Raw genomic sequence first — 20,336 nt, 5'->3', positions numbered from 1 at the left:
TGCTGCAAGATTCGGACTATCTGCGACGCTCGACGGATGATCACAGAGGAGAAGTACGCGCTGATCGGAGCGGGCCCGTCTGGATTGGCCGGCGCGCGAAACCTCGATCGGGCCGGGATAGCGTTCGACGGCTTCGAGAGCCACGACGACGTCGGTGGGCTCTGGGACATCGACAACCCGCACAGCACCGTCTACGAGTCGGCGCACCTCATCTCTTCGAAGGGCACCACCGCATTCGCGGAGTTCCCGATGGCGGATTCGGTGGCCGACTACCCGAGCCACGTCGAACTTGCCGATTATTTCCGCGACTACGCCGATACTCACGATCTTCGCAGGCACTTTGCCTTCGGCATTACCGTCGTCGACGTTTCGCCGGTCGATTCGCTATGGCAGGTCACCACGCGCAGTCGCAGCGGTGAGACAACAGTCGCGCGGTATCGAGGCGTGATCATCGCGAACGGAACGCTGTCGAAGCCGAACATGCCGACTTTCCGGGGCGACTTCACCGGCACGTTGATGCACACGAGCCAGTACCGCAGCGCCGAGATCTTCCGTGGGAAGAAGGTACTGGTCATCGGAGCGGGCAACAGTGGATGCGACATCGCCGTCGATGCCGTCCACCAGGCCGAGTGCGTCGACCTGAGCGTTCGGCGAGGCTACTACTTCGTTCCCAAGTATCTGTTCGGCCGACCCTCGGACACCTTGAATCAGGGAAAGCCGTTGCCGCCGTGGATCAAACAACGCGTCGACACCTTGGTACTCAAGCAGTTCACGGGTGATCCGGTGCGGTTCGGATTTCCGGCACCGGACTACAAGATCTACGAATCGCATCCGGTCGTGAACTCGTTGATCCTGCACCACATCGGGCACGGTGATGTGCACGTGCGCGCCGACGTCGACCGGTTCGAGGGGAAGACGGTGCGGTTTGTCGACGGATCGTCTGCCGATTACGACCTCGTTCTCTGCGCCACGGGGTATCACCTCGACTATCCCTTCATCGCGCGCGAGGACTTGGACTGGTCGGGCGCTGCCCCGGACCTGTTCCTCAACGTCGCGAGTCGCCGCCACGACAATCTCTTTGTTCTCGGCATGGTCGAAGCATCCGGTCTCGGGTGGCAGGGCCGTTTCGAGCAGGCCGAGTTGGTGGCCAAATTGATCACCGCACGTACCGAAGCCCCCGCCGCGGCGCGGGAATTCTCGGCGGCGGCGGCCGGTCCTCCTCCCGATCTGTCCGGGGGATACAAGTACCTGAAGTTGGGACGAATGGCCTACTACGTGAACAAGGACGCCTACCGCTCGGCGATCAAGCGGCACATCGGACTGCTTGATGCCGCTCTGACGAAGGGAGGACAATGATGCCGATCGACGACGTGGTGCTCAACTTCAACCCGGGATCGTTGATGATCCTCAACGCGGTGCTGGCCGCGATCATGCTGGGGATCGCCCTCGACACCTCGGTCGACGACTTTCGTCGTGCGCTCACCAAACCCAAGGCGATGGCGGTGGGTATTGCTGCGCAGTTCCTGCTGTTGCCGGCAGTGACTTTTCTCCTGACGCTGATTCTCTCGCCGGCTCCGTCGGTAGCACTCGGCATGATCCTGGTGGCGTGCTGCCCGCCAGGGAACATCTCGAACGTCCTGACTCACCGGGCGGGCGGCGACGTCGCACTCTCGGTGTCCATGACGGCGGTGTCGAACGTCCTCGCGATCTTCCTCATGCCGCTCAATCTCGCGTTCTGGGGGAGTCGACGCCCGGAGACCGACGCTCTGTTGCAGTCCGTGAACCTGAATGCGCTCGAGATGGTCGCGCAAATCGCCCTGATCATCGGCGTGCCGTTCGTTCTCGGCATCTGGGCGGCACAAAAGTTCCCGGAGATCGCCGCGAAAGCGCAGCCTTGGGTGAAAAACGGTTCGTTGGTGGCGTTGTTGATCTTCATCGTCGCGGGTGTGTCAGGGAATGCGTCGTACTTCGTCGACCACATCGGGGTGGTACTGCTCGCGGTCTTCCTGCACGACACGGTTGCCCTCGCACTGGGATACTTCTGCGGCGCCGTCACCGGGTTGAACGAATACAGCCGTCGCGCCGTCTCTTTCGAGGTCGGCATCCGCAATGCCGGACTGGGGCTTGGCCTGGTGTTCACGTTCTTCGACGGGCTCGGTGGCATGGCCGTCGTGGCCGGCTGGTGGGGGATCTGGGACATCATCGCCGGGTTGGCTCTGGCGACGATCTGGTCCAAGCGACGCGCCCGAAAGGCGGTACCGGCATGACCGTCGCACTCGTCACGGGCGGGAACGGGTTCCTGGGTACCGCTGTCATCGACGCACTGATCGCGCAGGGCATCGCCGTCGTCTGTGTCGACCTCACGGTCAAGGACACGCCCGACGATCGCATCCGCCGCGTCAGGGCGGACGTCTGCGACCCCACAGAGTTGGGGCGGGTGTTCGGTGAGTACCGACCGAACGTCGTGATCCACCTTGCGTCCATCGTGAATCCCGGCAAGAACACGACAGCAGAGCAGGAGTACCGCGTCGACGTCGACGGGACACGAAACGTGCTCGCGGCCTGCGTCGAACACGGGGTTGGACGGATCGTCGTGTCTTCGTCCGGAGCGGCGTACGGCTACCACTCCGACAACCCACCGTGGATCACCGAGGACGTACCTGTCCGAGGCAACGACGAATTCACATACAGTCGCCACAAACGCCTGGTCGAGGAGATGCTCGCCGAATATCGCGTCGAACACCCGGAGTTGGAACAGGTTGTCTTCCGGATCGGCACGATCTTGGGTGAGAGCGTCGACAATCAGATCACCGCGTTGTTCGATCGCCGCAAGCTGCTCAAGGTTGCCGGGAGCGACAGCCCCTTCGTCTTCGTCTGGCACACCGATGTCGCGGGCGCTTTTGCGGAGGCCGTGACCGGAAACCAAGTGGGTATCTTCAATGTCGCGGGCGACGGCGTGCTGACCGTCGACGAGTTGGCTTCCCGGATGGGCAAGAGCACGGTGACGCTTCCTGCATGGTTGCTGCGAGGCGTTCTACGCGTCGGACGGCGATTGGGCGTAACGGAACACGGTCCGGAGCGCGTCGGATTTCTCCAGTACCGACCGGTTCTCGACAATCGGCGGCTCAAGGAACAGTTCGGATACGTCCCCGAATACTCGAGCGAGGAAGCGTTTGTCGCGTATCTCGCGTCACGCTGACCCCTTCGACGGACGGTCGTGGAAGGATCGGAATTGTCCGTCGGCGTTTTCGAGAAGGGACTGACAGTGTCACGAAATGATGGGTCCGAACATGATGGGTCCGTGCACCAGGTAGTCGAGGCCGCCAGTGCACTCGACGACAAGGACTTCCTCGCGGTCGTCCGCGCAGTGGTCGAGCGTCGTCCGAGTTTGTCGGTCCTTCTTTCCGTGGTGGACACCGCTGCCGCGAGCCTCGAGCCGAACCGCGTCGAGGACGAGAACGAGATCACCGACGCCGAAGAAGTCGAACTACCCGACACCGTTGTGGAGGTCGACGAGATCATCGACGTCCCGGTGGTACTTGCGACCGATCCGAGAATTCCCGAACCCGACTACACCGAAGGGGGAGTGCCCACTTTCGACCGCGTTCGGGAGAAGATAGAGGGGCGCTTCGGTACTTCCATAGGTTCGTCCGAACTGGCGCACGAGAGTCCTGCCGGAAAGTCCGTCGACGAGCAGTGGGACGAGCGCCAGAAGGCCGCAAAGGCCAAGCTCGAGGAGATCCGGCGATCCATGGGTAAGTAATTATGCATTCCGATGCACAATGATGCATACTGTGTGACATGACTGAAGGTGGTACGACCGAGAACGCACGCAAGCCGATCAGAGTCGCCGTTGCCGGCGCCAGTGGGTACGCCGGTGGTGAGGTTCTGCGTCTGCTTCTCGGGCACCCCTCCTATGTCGACGGCAGCCTGGTTATCGGTTCGCTGACCGCCGGTGGCAACGCCGGTTCGACGCTCGGTGAGCATCATCCGCACTTGCTTCCACTCTCTTCGCGGGTACTCGAAGAGACCACTGTCGAGATCCTCTCGGGTCACGACGTCGTCTTCCTCGGTCTCCCACACGGAAATTCGGCTCAGTACGCCAAGTTGCTGCCCGAGTCGACGGTCATCATCGACTGCGGCGCGGACTTCCGGCTGCAGGATCCCGCAGCCTGGGAGAAGTACTACAAGAGCGCTCATGCCGGCACCTGGCCCTACGGTCTTCCTGAATTGCCCGGTGCCCGTGAGAAATTGGTAGGCGCAACCCGCATCGCCGTTCCGGGCTGCTACCCGACGGCAGCGAGCCTCGCGCTGGCCCCCGCCGTTGCCGCGGGGATCGTGGACTCACACGTGAACGTAGTTGCGGTCAGTGGCACTTCGGGCGCCGGCCGGGCACCGAAGGCTGATCTGCTGGGTTCCGAGGTCATGGGCTCCGTCCGTGCGTACGGCGTCGGCGGCGTCCATCGCCACACCCCTGAGATCATTCAGAATCTCTCGGCCGCAGGCGGCAAGGACATCAGTGTCTCCTTCACTCCGGTGCTCGCGCCCATGCCGCGCGGCATCCTCGCGACCTGCACGGCAGCCACCACGGCCACCGAAGAGCAGGCAAGCGAAATCTACGAAAAGGCATACAACGACGAGCCGTTCATTCATGTGCTGCCTGCCGGCATCTTCCCGCAGACCGGCGCTGTGATCGGATCCAACGCCGTGCAGATCGGGGTCACCGTTGACGCCGACGCCGGTCAGCTCGTTGTCATCTCGGCAATCGACAATCTCACCAAGGGCACCGCCGGTGGCGCGGTGCAATCGATGAATCTCGCCCTTGGCCTACCCGAGACCGCAGGTCTCTCTACCGTGGGAGTAGCTCCGTGAGCACCGACAATCCGCAGCAGATCGACAACGCAACCGAGCCTGACGCGACCGTTGCAGACGTGGTTCACGTCGCCGGGGGACGTCTGCTCCGCACGCAGGGCGTCACCGCACCTGCCGGATTCCGCGGTGCCGGAATTGCTGCCGGTATCAAGAAGAGTGGCAAGTCGGACCTCGCATTGGTGCTCAACGAGGGACCCGATCTGGCCGCTGCCGGCGTCTTCACCCTGAACAAGGTCAAGGCAGCTCCGGTGCTCTGGTCTCAGCAGGTCCTGACGACGGGCAAGCTGCGCGCGGTGGTGCTCAACTCGGGCGGCGCGAACGCCTGCACGGGCGCGGGTGGATTCCAGGATGCACACAAGACTGCCGAGGAAGTTGCTTCGGCACTGAGTAATTGGGGCACCGAGACGGGCGCGATCGAGGTCGCTGTCTGTTCGACCGGACTTATCGGTGACCGCTTGCCCATGGACAAGCTGATCCCCGGTGTCACCGAGGTAGTGCACGAACTCGCTGGCGGAATCTCCGGCGGCACCGACGCGGCATACGCGATCATGACCACCGATACCGTGCCGAAGCAGGCGTCGCTGCACCACGCGAACAAATGGAACGTCGGCGGAATGGCCAAGGGCGCAGGCATGCTCGCGCCTGCGCTGGCCACCATGCTGTGCGTCGTCACGACCGATGCTGTCGCAACGGCCGAGCAGCTCGATACCGCTCTGCGCGCCGCCACCCACCTGAGCTTCGATCGCCTCGACGTCGACGGCGCCACGTCCACCAACGACACAGTGCTCCTGTTGGCCTCCGGCGCCAGCGGTGTCACGCCGACGCAGGACGAACTGAACGCCGCAGTGCTGGCCGTGTGTGATGATCTCGCGGATCAGTTGATGGCAGACGCCGAGGGCGTCACCAAGCGGGTCAAGGTGACGGTTCGCGGCGCGGCGTCCGAGTCCGATGCGTTGATCGGCGCCCGGACCATCGCCCGCGACAGCCTGGTCAAGACGGCACTGTTCGGATCCGATCCGAACTGGGGCCGCGTCCTCGCCGCAGTGGGTATCGCCCCCATCGAGCTCGATCCCGATCGAATCAGTGTGTCCTTCAACGGGAGTCCCGTCTGCATCGACGGCGTCGGCGCTCCGGGAGCGCGTGAGGTGGACCTGAGCGGGATCGACATCGAACTCGACATCGACCTGGGAATCGGCAACGAGTCCGTGAGCATTCGCACCACGGACCTCTCGCACGCGTACGTCGAAGAGAACTCGGCGTACTCGTCATGACCGAGACGTATCCCGTGATCAGCGAGCATCAGAAAGCGCATGTCCTTGCCGACGCGCTGCCGTGGCTGCAGCGATTCCGAGACAAGGTGGTCGTGGTCAAGTACGGCGGAAACGCCATGATCGACGAGACACTCAAGACCGCCTTCGCCGCGGACATGGCGTTCCTGCGGACTGTCGGCATCCACCCCGTCGTCGTGCACGGCGGCGGCCCGCAGATCAACGCGATGCTGGCACGCCTTGGCATGAAGGGTGAGTTCCGCGGTGGTTTCCGGGTCACGACGCCCGAGGTGATGGACGTCGTGCGGATGGTGCTCTTCGGTCAGGTGGGCCGTGAACTCGTCGGGCTGATCAACGCGCACGGTCCGTACGCGGTCGGTATCTCCGGTGAGGATGCGCACCTGTTCACCGCTACTCGACGCACTGTTGCGGTCGAGGGGGAGCAGACCGACATCGGCCTGGTCGGAGACGTCACTACCGTGAACCCAGACGCGGTACTCGATCTCATTGCGGCAGGACGTATTCCGGTGGTCTCGACCATCGCGCCCGACGCCGACGGCGTCGTCCACAACATCAACGCCGATACCGCTGCTGCCGCACTGGCCGAGGCGATCGGTGCCGAGAAGCTCGTTGTCCTCACCGACGTCGAGGGCCTGTACACCGATTGGCCGGACCGAGCCTCGCTGGCCACCGAGATCGACACCGACGCCCTTGCTCAGTTGTTGCCGAGTCTCGATGCCGGCATGGTGCCCAAGATGGAGGCCTGCCTTCGCGCGGTGCGCGGAGGTGTGCCGTCGGCGCACGTGATCGACGGTCGGCTCGAACATTCAGTCCTACTCGAACTTTTCACCGGTGAAGGAATCGGCACGATGGTCGTGCCGGGTTCCTCGGTCGCCGGTCCCCAGCAGGGAGCTATCTCATGAGCACGATCGATCTGCAGCAGCGGTGGTCCGCTTCGCTGATGAACAATTACGGCGTACCCCGGGTTGCTCTCGTCCGCGGTGACGGCGCCGTACTCACCGACGCCGACGGCAAGCAGTACGTCGACTTCCTGGCAGGAATCGCGGTCAACATCCTCGGACACGGACATCCGGCCGTCGTCGAAGCCGTCACTACTCAGTTGTCGACACTCGGCCATGTTTCCAACCTGTACGCCAGCGAGCCGGTCGTCGAGTTGGCGGAGCAGTTGCTCGCTCATCTCGGCAACGTCACCGGGCGCGCGTTCTTCTGCAACTCGGGTACCGAGGCGAACGAGGCTGCCTTCAAGCTCGCTCGCGCCACCGGCCGGAAGAAGATCATCGCAGCCGAAGGCTCCTTCCACGGTCGCACGATGGGGGCACTCGCTCTGACGGGTCAGCCGGCAAAGCGGGCGCCGTTCGAACCGATGCCCGCCGGTGTCGAGTTCGTGCCGTACGGCGACGTCGAGGCACTCGAGCAGGCCGTCGATTCCGACACCGCCGCTGTGTTCCTCGAACCGATCATGGGTGAGGGCGGCGTCGTGGTGCCACCCGAGGGATACCTCGTCGAGGCTCGGCGGATCACCGCCGAGCGCGGTGCACTTCTCGTGCTCGACGAAGTGCAGACCGGCATCGGCCGGACCGGCTGGTTCTACGCCCATCAGGCAGTCGGCATCGTGCCGGACGTCATCACCCTCGCGAAGGGACTCGGTGGCGGAATGCCGATCGGCGCCTGCATCGCGACCGGGGCAACGGCCGAGTTGTTCGGACCGGGTAAGCACGGTACGACGTTCGGTGGCAATCCGGTTTGTGCTGCGGCGGCACTTGCCGTGCTGAAAACCATTGCAGCGGAAGACCTGATCTCACGCGCCGACAGCTTGGGTAAATCCATCTCGGCGGGCATCGAAGATCTGGGCCATCCGTTGGTCGACTACGTACGGGGATCAGGACTGTTGCTGGGTGTCGTGCTGACCGAGGACGTCGCGCCGGCGGTGGAAAACGCAGCGCGCGAAGCCGGGTACCTTGTGAATGCAGCGCAACCCGGAGTGATCCGGTTGGCGCCGCCGCTCATCCTCACGGACGAGCAGGCCGAAACCTTCGTGGCAGCACTACCTGCCATCTTCGACAGCGCACTATCGGCTGACCAGCCGGGGGAGAAGTGACTACCGTGGTGAAACACTTTCTCAGGGACGACGATTTGACTCCGGCACAGCAGGCCGAAGTTCTCGAACTCGCAGCGATTCTCAAGAAGGACCCGTTCGCTCGGCGTCCGCTCGAGGGTCCCCGCGGAGTCGGTGTCATCTTCGAGAAGAACTCGACGCGTACACGTTTCTCGTTCGAGATGGGCATCGCACAGATGGGCGGCCACGCTGTCGTCGTAGACGGGCGCAGCACTCAACTCGGTCGTGAAGAGACCTTGGCGGACACCGGACGCGTTCTCTCCCGCTACGTCGATGCCGTCGTGTGGCGCACGTTCGGCCAGAAGCGACTGGAGCAAATGGCTACGGGTGCAACGATTCCCATCGTCAATGCATTGTCCGACGAATTTCATCCCTGTCAGGTTCTGGCCGATCTGCAAACGCTGATCGAACAGAAGGGTGAGCTCAAGGGGCTGAAGCTGACCTACCTGGGCGACGGCGCCAACAACATGGCTCACTCGCTGATGCTCGGCGGAGTGACCGCAGGCATAGACGTCACCATCGCAAGCCCCGCCGGCTTCGAACCGGCGGACTGGGTCGTGGCAGCAGCACGCAAACGCGCCGAGGAAACCGGCGCGACCATCACCCTGACGCAGGACCCACAGGCCGGCGTCGTCGGCGCCGACGCGTTGGTCACCGACACCTGGACCTCGATGGGTCAGGAGAACGACGGACTCGATCGGGTCGGACCTTTCCGTCCGTTCCAGATCAACAAGGAGCTGCTCGCAAAGGCAGATCCGAAGGCCGTCGTCCTGCACTGCCTGCCCGCGCATCGCGGCGAAGAAGTCACCGACGAGGTTCTCGACGGGCCGCAGAGTGTTGTCTGGGACGAGGCGGAGAACCGTCTGCACGCCCAGAAGGCATTGCTCGTGTGGCTGCTGGAACAGCGAACCCAACTGGACCCGGCGTGAGCGTCGCTCCCACTCGGGCTGGTCGCCAGTCGCGCATCATCGCGCTTCTGGCGGCTCACCCTGTCCGAAGTCAGACGGAGCTGGCGGCCTTGCTCGGTGCCGAGGGCATCGAAGCAACGCAGGCGACGCTCTCGCGTGACCTCGAAGAGCTGGGAGCGGTGAAACTGCGAGCCGCCGACGGCGGCGCCGGTGTTTACGTGGTGCCGGAGGACGGGAACCCGGTACGCGGTGTGGCCGGCGGTACCGACCGCCTCTCACGGCTGTTGGGTGAGTTGTTGGTCTCCACCGATTTCAGCGGCAACATGGCGATCCTCCGGACACCGCCGGGAGCCGCGCACTACCTCGCGAGCGCACTGGATCGGTCCTCGATGCCGGACATCGTGGGCACGATCGCCGGAGATGACACCATCTTCGTAGTGGCCCGGGAACCGCTTTCCGGAGCGGAACTCGCGGCCATGATCGAATCGCTCGCCTGACCCCTTATTCTTTGATAGAGATTTTCAACCGAAGGAGCACAAAAACCATGGCCGATCGCGTCGTACTCGCCTACTCGGGCGGGCTGGACACTTCTGTTGCCATCAGTTGGATCGGTAAGGAGACCGGCGCTGAAGTTGTCGCCGTCGCCATCGATCTGGGGCAGGGTGGCGAGGACATGGAGGTCGTGCGTCAGCGCGCGATCGACTGCGGCGCAGTCGAATCCGTTGTCGTCGACGCCCGCGACGAGTTCGCGGACGAGTACTGCTTGCCGACCATCGCGGCCAACGCCCTGTACATGGACCGCTACCCGCTGGTCTCGGCCATCAGCCGTCCGCTGATCGTCAAGCACATCGTCGAAGCTGCACGCTCGCACGGCGGCACCATCGTCTCGCACGGTTGCACCGGTAAGGGCAACGACCAGGTTCGCTTCGAGGTCGGATTCGGCGCCCTCGCACCCGACCTTCAGGTCATCGCACCGGTCCGCGACTACGCCTGGACCCGCGAGAAGGCCATCGCCTTCGCCGAAGAGAACAACATCCCGATCAACGTCTCCAAGAAGTCGCCGTTCTCGATCGACCAGAACGTCTGGGGCCGCGCCGTCGAAACCGGATTCCTCGAGGATCTGTGGAACGCGCCGACGAAGGACGTCTACGACTACACCCAGGACCCGACGGTCAACTGGAACGCACCCGACGAGCTCATCATCAGCTTCGACAAGGGCCGCCCGGTCGCCATCGACGGCCGCCCGGTGTCGGTTCTCGAAGCCATTCAGGAACTGAACAAGCGCGCAGGCGCTCAGGGCGTCGGCCGTCTCGACGTCGTCGAGGACCGTCTCGTGGGCATCAAGAGCCGTGAGATCTACGAAGCTCCCGGCGCCATGGTTCTCATCACCGCGCACCAGGAACTCGAACACGTCACCCTCGAACGCGAACTCGGTCGCTACAAGCGTCAGATGGAGCAGCGTTGGTCCGAGCTGGTCTACGACGGACTCTGGTTCTCGCCCCTCAAGGACGCACTGGACACGTTCGTCAACAAGACGCAGGAACGCGTTACCGGCGACATCCGTCTCTTCCTGCACGGTGGAGCCATCACCGTCAACGGTCGTCGCAGCCCGGAGTCGCTCTACGACTTCAACCTCGCGACGTACGACGAGGGCGACAGCTTCGACCAGTCCGCATCGAAGGGCTTCGTCGAGATCCACGGTCTGTCGTCGAAGGTCGCCGCGAAGCGCGATCTGGGACTCTGAGCCATGACGGCTCACGGTGACGGAGACGCTCAAAAACACGGCACCAACGAAGGTGCGCTGTGGGGCGGGCGGTTCGAGTCCGGACCGGCCGCTGCCATGGCGGCGCTGAGCAAGTCGACTCACTTCGACTGGGTCCTCGCTCCGTACGACGTGCGGGCGTCGCAGGCGCATGCGCGTGTGCTGAACAAGGCAGGCCTGCTCAGTGAAGCCGACCTCGTGACAATGCTCGACGGTCTCGACCGCCTGGCGGCAGATGTTGCCAGTGGCGCCTTCGGGCCCAGCGAGTCGGACGAGGACGTACACGGCGCACTCGAGCGCGGTCTGATCGAGCGTGTCGGGCCTGAGGTCGGTGGGCGCCTGCGTGCTGGACGTTCGCGAAACGACCAGGTGGCCACGCTGTTCCGCATGTGGCTTCGCGATGCAGTCCGCCGCATCTCCACCGGAGTTCTCGACGTGGTCGACGCATTGGCGACTCAGGCCGGGGCGCATCCGGATGCCGTGATGCCGGGCAAGACGCACCTGCAGGCGGCTCAGCCGGTCCTGTTGGCGCATCACCTGCTCGCTCACGCACATCCACTGTTGCGGGACGTGCAGCGCCTTCGCGACTTCGACGTGCGAGCTGCGGTGTCCCCGTACGGTTCCGGTGCACTGGCCGGTTCCTCACTCGGACTCGATCCCGAAGCGATTGCGGCGGAACTGAAGTTCGACAGCTCGGCCGAGAACTCGATCGACGCAACGGCTTCGCGTGATTTCGCAGCCGAGGCAGCGTTCGTGCTCGCAATGATCGGTGTCGATCTCTCCCGTATGGCGGAAGAGATCATCATCTGGAGCACACCGGAGTTCGGCTACATCACGCTTGCCGACGCGTGGTCGACGGGATCGTCGATCATGCCGCAGAAGAAGAATCCGGATGTCTCGGAACTGACGCGCGGTAAGTCGGGTCGTTTGATCGGCAACCTGACCGGATTGTTGGCGACGCTCAAGGCTCAGCCGCTGGCGTACAACCGCGATCTGCAAGAGGACAAGGAACCGGTTTTCGACTCGGTTGCGCAGCTCGAGATGCTGCTCCCGGCCATCACCGGTCTGGTGCAGACGCTCGAGTTCCACACCGAGCGCATGGCGGAACTAGCTCCGGCAGGGTTCACGTTGGCCACCGACATCGCGGAGTGGATGGTGCGTCAGGGCGTGCCGTTCCGGGTTGCCCACGAGGCTGCCGGAGCGTGCGTGCGTGTCGCCGAAGCACGAGGGGTCGGACTCGAAGATCTCACCGACGAGGAGCTGGCCGGCGTCGACAGCGCGCTGACACCCGCTGTTCGTGAGGTGCTGACAGTCGAGGGTTCCATTGCTTCGCGCAACGCGCGAGGCGGCACTGCGGGGGTGCGGGTTGCCGAGCAGCTGGACGGAGTCAAAGCAGTGGCGCAGTCACTGCGGGAATGGACCCTGTGACCTCGCGGTCACGAGTGTTGTCGCTCTCTTTTCGGCAGTAGTCCTTCGGTCGTACGCGGTCAGGTAGCAGAATTTGCTCCCTGACCGCGTACGCGTATTCATCGTCAGTAGGCTTGTCGCGCGCGGGAAAAATGAGACTGACGTCACATGGTGAGTAACTTGGGAGTGAAATGGTGGGATTGAATTCCAAGTCTGTGCTGGGCCCGATTCGTCGGGTGGTTGCGACAGCACAAAACGGCCTCGAGGTCGTCCGGTTGGGTGGGCTGGAAACGGATGCGACCACGTCGCCGTTCGAGATCGTCGAACGCGCAGCGATGTATCGGCTACGGCGCTACTTCCCGGACAGTGACCCGGAAACCGTCGGCGCACCGATCTTGCTGATCCCGCCGATGATGATGTCGGCGAACGTGTACGACGTGACCCGTGACCAGGGCGCTGTGGGAACTCTGCACGAGATGGGCCTTGATCCCTGGGTCGTCGATTTCGGTTCGCCCGACTCCGAAGAGGGCGGTTGGGATCGTAACCTCGCCGATCACATCATCGCTCTCAGCGACATCGTCGATCACATCCACCGTCACACCGGAAAAGATGTTCACATCTCCGGTTATTCGCAGGGTGGCATGTTCGCCTATCAGGCTGCCGCGTATCGGCGTAGTCGAAACATCGCCAGCGTCATCACCTTCGGCAGTCCGGTCGACACACTCGCCGCGCTACCCTTCGGCATCCCGGCGGGATTGGCAACCAAGGGTGCAGATTTCCTCGCCGATCACGTCTTCAATCGCCTGGCGGTCACCGGGTGGATGGCCCGTACCGGGTTCCAGTTGCTCGATCCCGTGAAGACGCTGAAGATGCGCGTCGACTTTCTGCTTCAACTGCACGACCGTGAGGCGTTGCTTCCGCGGGAGCAGCAACGCCGCTTCCTCGCGACCGAGGGTTGGGTCGCGTGGTCGGGGCCCGCGGTAGCCGAACTGCTCAAGCAGTTCATCGTGCACAACCGAATGATGACCGGTGGGTTCGTCATCAAGGATCAATTGGTCTCGCTCGCCGAGATCACCTGCCCCATCCTGGCATTCGTCGGTGAGGTCGACGACATCGGCCAGCCGCAAGCGGTTCGAGGCATCAGTCAAGCCGCTCCGCGGGCGAAGGTCTACGAATCTACCTTGCGTGCAGGCCATTTCGGTTTGGTTGTCGGTTCCACCGCGGCCAATCACACCTGGCCGACCACCGGTGAATTCGTACAGTGGACCGAGACGGGTGGACCCCTCCCGGACCGTATCGCGAACATGGTCTACGGCGCCGACCTCGAAGACCAGACCGGTGTGTCGATCAGCAATCGGATTATCCACACCGTCGCCTCGGTCGCTGAAGTAGGTGCAGGAGTCACCAAGGGAATCAGTGACCTTGCCGCCGGTGCGTTGCGCGGCACTTTCGAATTGTCGGGAGAAGCGGCACGAGCGTTGCCACGTCTGGCTCGACTCAACCAGATTCAGCCGCACACCAAGATCTCGCTGAGCCAGTTGCTGGCGGAGCAGCGTCGAAAGGCGCCGAACGGCGAGTGCTTCCTCTTCGACAATCGCGTGCACACGTATGAAGCGGTCAACGCGCGTATCGACAATGTCGTGCGTGGATTGACCTCCGTGGGAGTGCGTCCGGCAGCGCATGTCGGTGTCCTGATGGAGACCCGTCCCAGCGCACTCGCGGCCATCGCAGCCCTGTCGCGACTTGGTGCCGTCGCGGTCATGCTTCCGCCAGGCTCCGACATCACGGCGGCGGTCAAGCTGGGGTCGGTCGATCGGATCATCACCGATCCGGAAAACGTCGATGCTGCAGTGGTTACCGGTCGGCCGGTACTGGTGCTCGGCGGCGGCGATGCCCGTGGCCTCGAGGTGGATCCGTCACACGACGTGATCGATCTCGAACAAATCGATCCGACGAAGGTCAATCTGCCCGGGTGGTACCGACCGGATCCCGGTGTCGCCCGCGAACTCGCCTTCATCATCTTTGCGGAATCCGGCGGTGTGCTCGAGGCCAAGCAGATCACCAACTACCGGTGGGCATTGTCGGCCTTCGGCACGGCTACGGCGGCAGATCTCGATCGCGGTGACACCGTGTACTGCCTTGCGCCACTCCATCATTCGTCGAGTCTGCTCGCGACCATCGGTGGTGCCATGGCCGGTGGCTCACGCATTGCGCTCTCACGTGGACTGAACCCCGCGAGGTTCGTCGAGGAAATCCACCGCTACGGCGTGACGGTCGTGAGTTACACGTGGTCGATGATGCGCGAGATACTCGACGAGGATCTTCTTCTCATCGACGGTAGTCATCCGGTCCGCCTGTTCATCGGTTCGGGCATGCCCCATGGTCTGTGGAAGCGGACAACGGAGGCGTTCGACCCCGCGCAGGTACTCGAGTTCTATGCGTCGACCGAAGGCGACGTGATTCTTGCCAATGTTGCAGGTTCCAAAGTTGGTTCCAAGGGGCGCCCGCTGCCGGGTAGCGCGCAGGTGCGGTTGGCGGCATACGACCCGCTGAGTGGTCGGCTCCTCGAGAACGGAAACGGATTTGTCCGTGAGTGCGCCGAAGACGAGGTCGGATTGCTGCTCGGGCGCGCGGGATTCACCGCCGATCTCTCGGGCGGAGCCATGCGAGGTCTCTTCCAAGCCGGCGATTCGTGGATTCCCACCGAAAATCTCTTCCGCCGGGACGCCGACGGCGACTACTGGCTGATCGACCACAAGAACACGGTCATTTCCACGCTCCGCGGTCCCGTGTTCACCCAGCCGATCGTCGACGCGTTGTCGAGTGTGGCGCGGGTGGATCTTGCCGTCGCATACGGAGTCGGTGACGCGCCGCATCAGCTGGCGGTCGCTGCCGTGACTTGGCGTCCGGGGCGGCAGTTCCGTTCTGCCGAGCTTGCAGAGGCCCTCTCGCGCATCGCTTTCGACGCTCGTCCGGATATCGTGCAGGTGGTTGACGAGATCCCGGTGGGTTCGTCGTACCGTCCGAGCTCCACTGCTTTGGCTGCGGCCGGATTGCCGGCGCCGGGGCCACGGACCTGGTTCCTCGATTCCGAGTCGCAGTCGTACAAGCGGCTGACCAAGGCAATTGCCGCGCAGTTGATGCCGACGAGGGTGAGCACCGGAGCACGGTAGCCTGAGGACATTCTGTTTGATCGGTTCGAGAGGACACACGTGGCTATTGATTCGACGTTGCTCAGCATTTTGGCCTGCCCCCAGGACAAAGGCCCGCTGCTGCTGGTCGGGGACGAGTTGCTCTACAACCCGCGCCTGCGACGTGCCTACCCGATCGAGAACGGCATTCCCGTTCTGTTGATCGACGAGGCACGCGATGTAGCGGACGACGAACACGAGAAGTTGCTCGCGCGGGCTGAAGGCTAGATCGGTAATTCACCGATCAGGTACCGCTGGAGGTTCGGCGCCACCAGCGGTACCAACGCGTCAACGCTCAATGATGCGAGTGGTTCGAGTCCGAGCACATATCGCGTGACAAGCAGTCCGGCCATCTGAGATGCCACCAATTCCGCTCTGATCAAGCCGGTACCAGGTGGTGTGTCCACCCGCGGAATGATGTCGCGCAATACGACATCGAGCAGAAAGCTCTGGATCAACTGCGATCCGTCGCCGGAAATGGCTGATCGAAAAGCCGCCAGAATCGCCGGCTGGTGTTCCGAATCCCATAGCCCGATCACCGCCCGGAGAAGGCTTTCGCCGAGGTTTTCGGTCGGGGAGGTGTGAACCGGTCCCAGTACCTTTGCTGGATCGATCGGTAGCGCGATCGCAGCGGTGAACAACTGCTCCTTGCTCCCGAAATGGTGATGAATCATAGCCGGATCGACGTCAGCGGCCGCAGCTATCGATCGAACGGTTGTTCGTCGAAAACCGTTCTGGGAGAACGCCCGTCGCGCCGAATCGAGGATCTGCGCGCGAGTCTCCGACTTGCCCGGTCGTCGCCCCGAACGAATCGGTGCAGGACTCGTGTCCTTGTCGGTCATGGAGTGCGGCGATCGAGTGTGGCCGCGGCCAGCGAGAGTGCGGCGGCGGCGAAGCCCGCCATGACGGCGAGATCACGCCACATCTGACCCGTCGCGTCGGCATGCATCGACACTTGCTGAAGTGCGTCGACGGCGTAGCTCAAGGGGAGGACGTTGCTGATCCATTCGAGCCAGGTCGGCAATTGGTCGCGCGGTACCAGGAGTCCGCAGAGGAAGAGCTGTGGAACCACAACTACCGGCATGAATTGCACCGCTTGGAACTCGGTCTTCGCGAATGCGCTGGCCAACAGGCCTAGCGCAACGCCCAGTATTGCGCCGAGAACTGCAATGACGATGACCCAGGCAAGACTGCCGGCGATGGTGAGTCCGAGGAATCCGAAAGCAACCGCGCACGCGAGGGCTGCCTGAGCGGCGGCGGAGAGCGAAAATGCCGCCCCGTATCCGGCGAGAAGGTCGAGTTTGCCCATCGGTGTGGTGAGCAGGCGTTCGAGGGTTCCTGAACTGCGTTCGCGCTGCATGGCGATGGATGTGACCAGGAACATCACCACAAACGGCAAGATTCCCAACATCGTGATCGCCACTCGTTGGAAGAGCGAAACCTGGCCGGGTGGCGTCGGGACGTCTTGGTAGAGGAAATACAGCAAAATCATCAACAACGACGGGACCAACAAGATCATGGCCACCGTGCGATGGTCCTGGCGGAGCTGAAGCAGAATGCGTACGGTCGTAGCGCCGAAGATCCTGATGCTCATGATATTTCACCTCCGACGGGTGAAGTCCGAATCAGCTCGAGAAAGGCGTCCTCGAGCCGTTCACATCTGGTTTTGGCGCGCAATTCATCGGGTGTGAGTTGAGCGAGGAGGTGCCCGTCTCGCATCAGGATCAGCTCAGCGCAGTGGTCGGCCTCATCCATGACGTGGCTGGAGACCAACAGGGTGGTTCCGCTGCGAGCAAGGTCAGCGAATCGTTCCCACAATTCGACGCGAAGCACCGGATCGAGGCCGACGGTCGGTTCGTCGAGGATCAACACATCAGGTGACGCCACCAACGCGCAAGCCAGCGAGACTCGCCCGCGTTGACCACCAGACAGATCGGCGGCGGTCTGGTCGGCGTATCGGCTCAATCCGACGGCGTCGACCGCCGCTGCGACGTCGGCGCCGGACTTGCCGTAGAGAGCGCCGAAGTACTGGACGTTTCGAGTGACCGTCAGGTCGCCGTACACGCTGGGGGATTGGGTGACATATCCGACCCGGCGGCGAAGAGCAACGGAACCGGCGAGGTCGCCCAGCACTCTGACCTCACCACTTTCGACGATCTGTGTTCCGACAATCGCGCGCATCAGGGTTGTCTTGCCGCAGCCGGACGGGCCGAGCAGTCCGGTGATCGATCCTGCTGATACCTGCAGGTCAAGCGAGTGAAGAACTTCGTGCTTGCCGCGAATGACTCGTAGTCCGCGGATATCTATTGCCGGCGTTGTGGTCACGGTTCGCCTCGTTTCAATAATTCATCACTTGTTGAATTATGCGACTCGGCCGACCGATGAGTCAACGGCGTGGGCACAATCGAAGGGTGAGCATCGAGACCTTGGAAAATGTGGAGAACCCGTTGGAAGCGGGCCTGACAATTCTCGGCTCGACCCTGACCGTCGACGACATCTCGCTGAGGATCGTCGAGGTCGAGGCGTACGGAGGGGAGAGGGACGGGCCATGGCCGGATCCGGCAGCACATTCGTATCGGGGGAGAACGCCGCGGAACAGCGTGATGTTCGGGCGGGCGGGGCGTCTCTACGTCTACCGCAGCTACGGAATGCACTTTTGTATGAACATCTCGTACGGCCCGGATGGTGTCGCGGGTGGTGTTCTGCTCCGAGCGGCCGAAATCGAGGCCGGTCACGATGTGGTGTCTGCTCGGAGATCGCCGGATCGACCATCTCACCAATGGGCCAGAGGGCCGGGTAATCTCGGTGCTTCTGTCGCAATCACGTTGGCGGACAACGGAACAGACGTGTTCAACCCTGCCTCTCGGATTCGGCTCGAATTGGGGGAGTCGAAGGAATGGGTCAGTGGACCGCGGGTGGGGGTCAGTACCGCGGCGGAGGTTCCGTGGCGCCTGTGGATTCCGGACTCGCGAGCGGTGTCCGCGTATCGCCGAAGCCCGCGAGCGCCGGTCATTTCGTGAAGATGGGATGATCGAGTCCGTGACTGAGAATATTCTCGACGAACTGACCTGGCGCGGGCTGATCGCCCAATCAACCGATCTCGACGCTTTGCGTAAAGATCTCGAGGCCGGACCGGTCACGTTGTATGCGGGCTTCGACCCGACAGGACCGAGCCTGCACGCAGGTCATCTGGTTCCGCTCCTCGCGCTCAAGCGGTTTCAGCGCGCCGGCAACCGCCCGATCGTTCTTGCCGGCGGTGCAACGGGCCTGATCGGAGACCCCCGTGACGTCGGGGAACGGACGATGAACTCCGCCGATACCGTCGCGGACTGGGCAGGTCGCATCCGTGGTCAGCTCGAACGATTCGTGGATTTCGACGATTCGCCGACGAGCGCGGTCATCGAGAACAACATGAACTGGACCGGCAAGATGTCGGCCATCGACTTCCTGCGTGATGTCGGTAAACATTTCTCCGTGAACGTCATGCTTGCGCGTGACACCGTGAAGCGTCGTCTCGAGTCGGACGGGATGTCGTACACCGAGTTCAGCTACATGCTGCTCCAGGCCAACGACTACCTGCACTTGCGACGCGATCTCGGCTGCACTCTGCAGGTCGGCGGGTCCGATCAGTGGGGCAACATCATTGCCGGCGTCGAACTCAACCGTCGTGTCGACGGTGAGAGCGTTCATGCAATGACGGTTCCGCTGGTGACCTCGGCCGATGGCAAAAAGTTCGGAAAGTCGACCGGTGGCGGAAGTTTGTGGCTCGACCCCGAGATGACCAGCCCGTACGCCTGGTACCAGTACTTCGTGAACACTGGCGACGCCGACGTGATCAAGTACCTGCGCTGGTTCACCTTCCTGACTGCGGACGAACTCGCAGAGTTGGAGACTGCAACGGCAGAGCGGCCGCATGCGCGAGAAGCGCAGAAGCGACTTGCCGCGGAGATGACGACCTTGGTTCACGGGGAACACAACACCCGTGCTGTCGAGCTCGCCAGTCAGGCGTTGTTCGGCAAGGCGGAGCTGGCGGAACTCGACGAGTCGACGCTAGCCGCGGCGCTGAAAGAAGCATCGGTCAGCGAATTGGCGCCGGGGGAGCCGCGCACGATCATCGATCTGCTCGTGACGAGCGGCTTGTGCGAGAGCAAGGGGGCCGCTCGACGCGCCGTGAAAGAGGGCGGTGCTTCGGTGAACAACCAGAAGGTGTCGGCCGACGACTGGGAGCCCACCGCATCCGATCTGCTTCACGGCAGCTGGTTGGTCGTCCGGCGCGGAAAGCGCAACTTCGCCGGCGTGAGAATCCTTCCGAACTGACGTGTGTGGGGTCACAGTTGTCTTGCGGGGCTCCTGTGGCCGCTGGTGGCCCGCCTCCGGGCGGGCTACCAGCGGATTTAACCTGTCGAACATCTGCGACCTGCACGTTTGACGCTCAGTTTTCATTCGCGTAACTTTGTCCAAGTCAGAGCGACACGGACACCAACCCCGACCGACAGGCCGGGGAAACGCGGTTGGACGAAGTCGGAGACAATCACGCTCAGCGGGAACTTGCTTCCCTGGAGCGAACAAGCTAAGATTGTAACCCTTGCCCCGGAGCTTTCAACCTGGTTGAAGTGATGGTGTGTGCGTGTTCTTTGAGAACTCAACAGTGTGTCGATGAATGTCAGTGCCAAAATTTTTTTGGTACTTCACATCCGCGAATGATCAACCGCCTCTTGGGGTTTGGTTGGTTTGTGTGTGGTGTGAGTATTTTTCGTCGGTGATTGTTCATTCTTCCGTCTGAATGGTTGC

The 20,336-nt window shown here is 62.8% G+C and carries 19 protein-coding genes; 16 read left to right on the top strand and 3 right to left on the bottom strand.

Features of this window, described 5'->3' with window-relative positions; translation table 11 throughout:
* Positions 1-36: 36 nt before the first annotated feature.
* From V3587_RS18255 to V3587_RS18190, 14 genes are all read left to right on the top strand, one after another.
* Entirely contained in the window at positions 37-1,356 is a 1,320-nt protein-coding gene (locus V3587_RS18255; protein ID WP_007736253.1) for a flavin-containing monooxygenase, read from the top strand.
* Entirely contained in the window at positions 1,356-2,267 is a 912-nt protein-coding gene (locus V3587_RS18250) for a bile acid:sodium symporter family protein (protein WP_283377404.1), read from the top strand. Before V3587_RS18255 ends, V3587_RS18250 begins: the two co-directional genes overlap by 1 nt.
* Complete coding sequence (locus V3587_RS18245; protein ID WP_283377403.1) at positions 2,264-3,199, top strand: SDR family oxidoreductase; 936 nt, start codon at positions 2,264-2,266, stop codon at positions 3,197-3,199. The genes V3587_RS18250 and V3587_RS18245 overlap by 4 nt, the downstream gene beginning before the upstream one ends.
* 102 nt (positions 3,200-3,301) lie before the next feature.
* Positions 3,302-3,763: a hypothetical protein gene (locus tag V3587_RS18240; protein ID WP_054187435.1), complete on the top strand. Its 462-nt coding sequence runs from the start codon at positions 3,302-3,304 to the stop codon at positions 3,761-3,763.
* A gap of 38 nt (positions 3,764-3,801) precedes the next feature.
* Complete coding sequence (argC, locus tag V3587_RS18235; RefSeq protein WP_283377402.1) at positions 3,802-4,872, top strand: N-acetyl-gamma-glutamyl-phosphate reductase; 1,071 nt, start codon at positions 3,802-3,804, stop codon at positions 4,870-4,872.
* Positions 4,873-4,892: 20 nt separating this feature from the next.
* A complete protein-coding gene (argJ, locus tag V3587_RS18230) occupies positions 4,893-6,143 on the top strand; it encodes a bifunctional glutamate N-acetyltransferase/amino-acid acetyltransferase ArgJ (protein WP_051720865.1) in 1,251 nt (416 codons plus the stop codon).
* On the top strand, positions 6,140-7,063 hold the full coding sequence (gene argB / locus V3587_RS18225; RefSeq protein ID WP_007736229.1) for an acetylglutamate kinase: 924 nt from the start codon (positions 6,140-6,142) through the stop codon (positions 7,061-7,063). Before argJ ends, argB begins: the two co-directional genes overlap by 4 nt.
* Complete coding sequence (locus V3587_RS18220; protein WP_007736227.1) at positions 7,060-8,259, top strand: acetylornithine transaminase; 1,200 nt, start codon at positions 7,060-7,062, stop codon at positions 8,257-8,259. The genes argB and V3587_RS18220 overlap by 4 nt, the downstream gene beginning before the upstream one ends.
* Positions 8,256-9,206: an ornithine carbamoyltransferase gene (argF, locus tag V3587_RS18215; RefSeq protein ID WP_021334039.1), complete on the top strand. Its 951-nt coding sequence runs from the start codon at positions 8,256-8,258 to the stop codon at positions 9,204-9,206. The genes V3587_RS18220 and argF overlap by 4 nt, the downstream gene beginning before the upstream one ends.
* Entirely contained in the window at positions 9,203-9,682 is a 480-nt protein-coding gene (locus tag V3587_RS18210; protein ID WP_007736224.1) for an arginine repressor, read from the top strand. The genes argF and V3587_RS18210 overlap by 4 nt, the downstream gene beginning before the upstream one ends.
* Before the next feature lie 47 nt (positions 9,683-9,729).
* On the top strand, positions 9,730-10,929 hold the full coding sequence (locus tag V3587_RS18205) for an argininosuccinate synthase (protein ID WP_007736221.1): 1,200 nt from the start codon (positions 9,730-9,732) through the stop codon (positions 10,927-10,929).
* 3 nt (positions 10,930-10,932) lie between these two features.
* The gene (gene argH / locus V3587_RS18200; protein ID WP_003944092.1) at positions 10,933-12,375 is read left to right on the top strand and encodes an argininosuccinate lyase; all 1,443 of its coding nucleotides are present in this window, start codon (positions 10,933-10,935) and stop codon (positions 12,373-12,375) included.
* Positions 12,376-12,545: 170 nt separating this feature from the next.
* On the top strand, positions 12,546-15,527 hold the full coding sequence (locus V3587_RS18195) for an acyl-CoA synthetase (RefSeq protein ID WP_283377401.1): 2,982 nt from the start codon (positions 12,546-12,548) through the stop codon (positions 15,525-15,527).
* Positions 15,528-15,566: 39 nt separating this feature from the next.
* Positions 15,567-15,773, top strand: a complete 207-nt coding sequence (locus tag V3587_RS18190; RefSeq protein WP_003944045.1) for a Trm112 family protein — start codon at positions 15,567-15,569, stop codon at positions 15,771-15,773.
* Here the strand turns inward: V3587_RS18190 and V3587_RS18185 are convergent.
* Genes V3587_RS18185 through V3587_RS18175 form a run of 3 tightly spaced genes read right to left on the bottom strand, consistent with a single transcriptional unit; the run spans position 15,770 to position 17,870 of the window.
* Positions 15,770-16,387 carry a TetR/AcrR family transcriptional regulator gene (locus tag V3587_RS18185; RefSeq protein ID WP_030536723.1) on the bottom strand — a complete coding sequence of 206 codons (618 nt, stop codon included), beginning with the start codon at positions 16,385-16,387 and terminating at the stop codon, positions 15,770-15,772. The genes V3587_RS18190 and V3587_RS18185 overlap by 4 nt on opposite strands.
* A complete protein-coding gene (locus tag V3587_RS18180; RefSeq protein ID WP_003944033.1) occupies positions 16,384-17,139 on the bottom strand; it encodes an ABC transporter permease in 756 nt (251 codons plus the stop codon). Before V3587_RS18180 ends, V3587_RS18185 begins: the two co-directional genes overlap by 4 nt.
* The gene (locus V3587_RS18175) at positions 17,136-17,870 is read right to left on the bottom strand and encodes an ABC transporter ATP-binding protein (protein WP_042925860.1); all 735 of its coding nucleotides are present in this window, start codon (positions 17,868-17,870) and stop codon (positions 17,136-17,138) included. The genes V3587_RS18180 and V3587_RS18175 overlap by 4 nt, the downstream gene beginning before the upstream one ends.
* Positions 17,871-17,956: 86 nt before the next feature.
* On the opposite strand from V3587_RS18175, the gene V3587_RS18170 reads away from it, so the two are divergent.
* Together V3587_RS18170 and tyrS are read left to right on the top strand one after the other, a co-directional pair.
* Complete coding sequence (locus V3587_RS18170) at positions 17,957-18,565, top strand: DNA-3-methyladenine glycosylase (protein WP_283377400.1); 609 nt, start codon at positions 17,957-17,959, stop codon at positions 18,563-18,565.
* Between the two features lie 19 nt (positions 18,566-18,584).
* Positions 18,585-19,862, top strand: coding sequence for a tyrosine--tRNA ligase (gene tyrS, locus V3587_RS18165; RefSeq protein ID WP_007736194.1), 1,278 nt, complete (start codon positions 18,585-18,587; stop codon positions 19,860-19,862).
* The last annotated feature ends 474 nt before the right edge of the window (positions 19,863-20,336 follow it).

It is taken from the genome of Rhodococcus sp. IEGM 1306 (assembly GCF_036541985.1).
Classification (GTDB): Bacteria; Actinomycetota; Actinomycetes; order Mycobacteriales; family Mycobacteriaceae; genus Rhodococcus_F; species Rhodococcus_F qingshengii.
This window is presented reverse-complemented; position numbering and strand designations above follow the sequence as displayed.

What these genes read in the sequence shown, in the direction of transcription:
- V3587_RS18255 (WP_007736253.1), top strand. Translation starts at nt 37, where the DNA reads ATGATCACAGAGGAGAAGTACGCGCTGATCGGAGCGGGCCCGTCTGGA.
- V3587_RS18250 (WP_283377404.1), top strand. Translation starts at nt 1,356, where the DNA reads ATGCCGATCGACGACGTGGTGCTCAACTTCAACCCGGGATCGTTGATG.
- V3587_RS18245 (WP_283377403.1), top strand. Translation starts at nt 2,264, where the DNA reads ATGACCGTCGCACTCGTCACGGGCGGGAACGGGTTCCTGGGTACCGCT.
- argC (WP_283377402.1), top strand. Translation starts at nt 3,802, where the DNA reads ATGACTGAAGGTGGTACGACCGAGAACGCACGCAAGCCGATCAGAGTC.
- argB (WP_007736229.1), top strand. Translation starts at nt 6,140, where the DNA reads ATGACCGAGACGTATCCCGTGATCAGCGAGCATCAGAAAGCGCATGTC.
- V3587_RS18220 (WP_007736227.1), top strand. Translation starts at nt 7,060, where the DNA reads ATGAGCACGATCGATCTGCAGCAGCGGTGGTCCGCTTCGCTGATGAAC.
- V3587_RS18205 (WP_007736221.1), top strand. Translation starts at nt 9,730, where the DNA reads ATGGCCGATCGCGTCGTACTCGCCTACTCGGGCGGGCTGGACACTTCT.
- argH (WP_003944092.1), top strand. Translation starts at nt 10,933, where the DNA reads ATGACGGCTCACGGTGACGGAGACGCTCAAAAACACGGCACCAACGAA.
- V3587_RS18195 (WP_283377401.1), top strand. Translation starts at nt 12,546, where the DNA reads ATGGTGGGATTGAATTCCAAGTCTGTGCTGGGCCCGATTCGTCGGGTG.
- V3587_RS18185 (WP_030536723.1), bottom strand. Translation starts at nt 16,387, where the DNA reads ATGACCGACAAGGACACGAGTCCTGCACCGATTCGTTCGGGGCGACGA.
- V3587_RS18180 (WP_003944033.1), bottom strand. Translation starts at nt 17,139, where the DNA reads ATGAGCATCAGGATCTTCGGCGCTACGACCGTACGCATTCTGCTTCAG.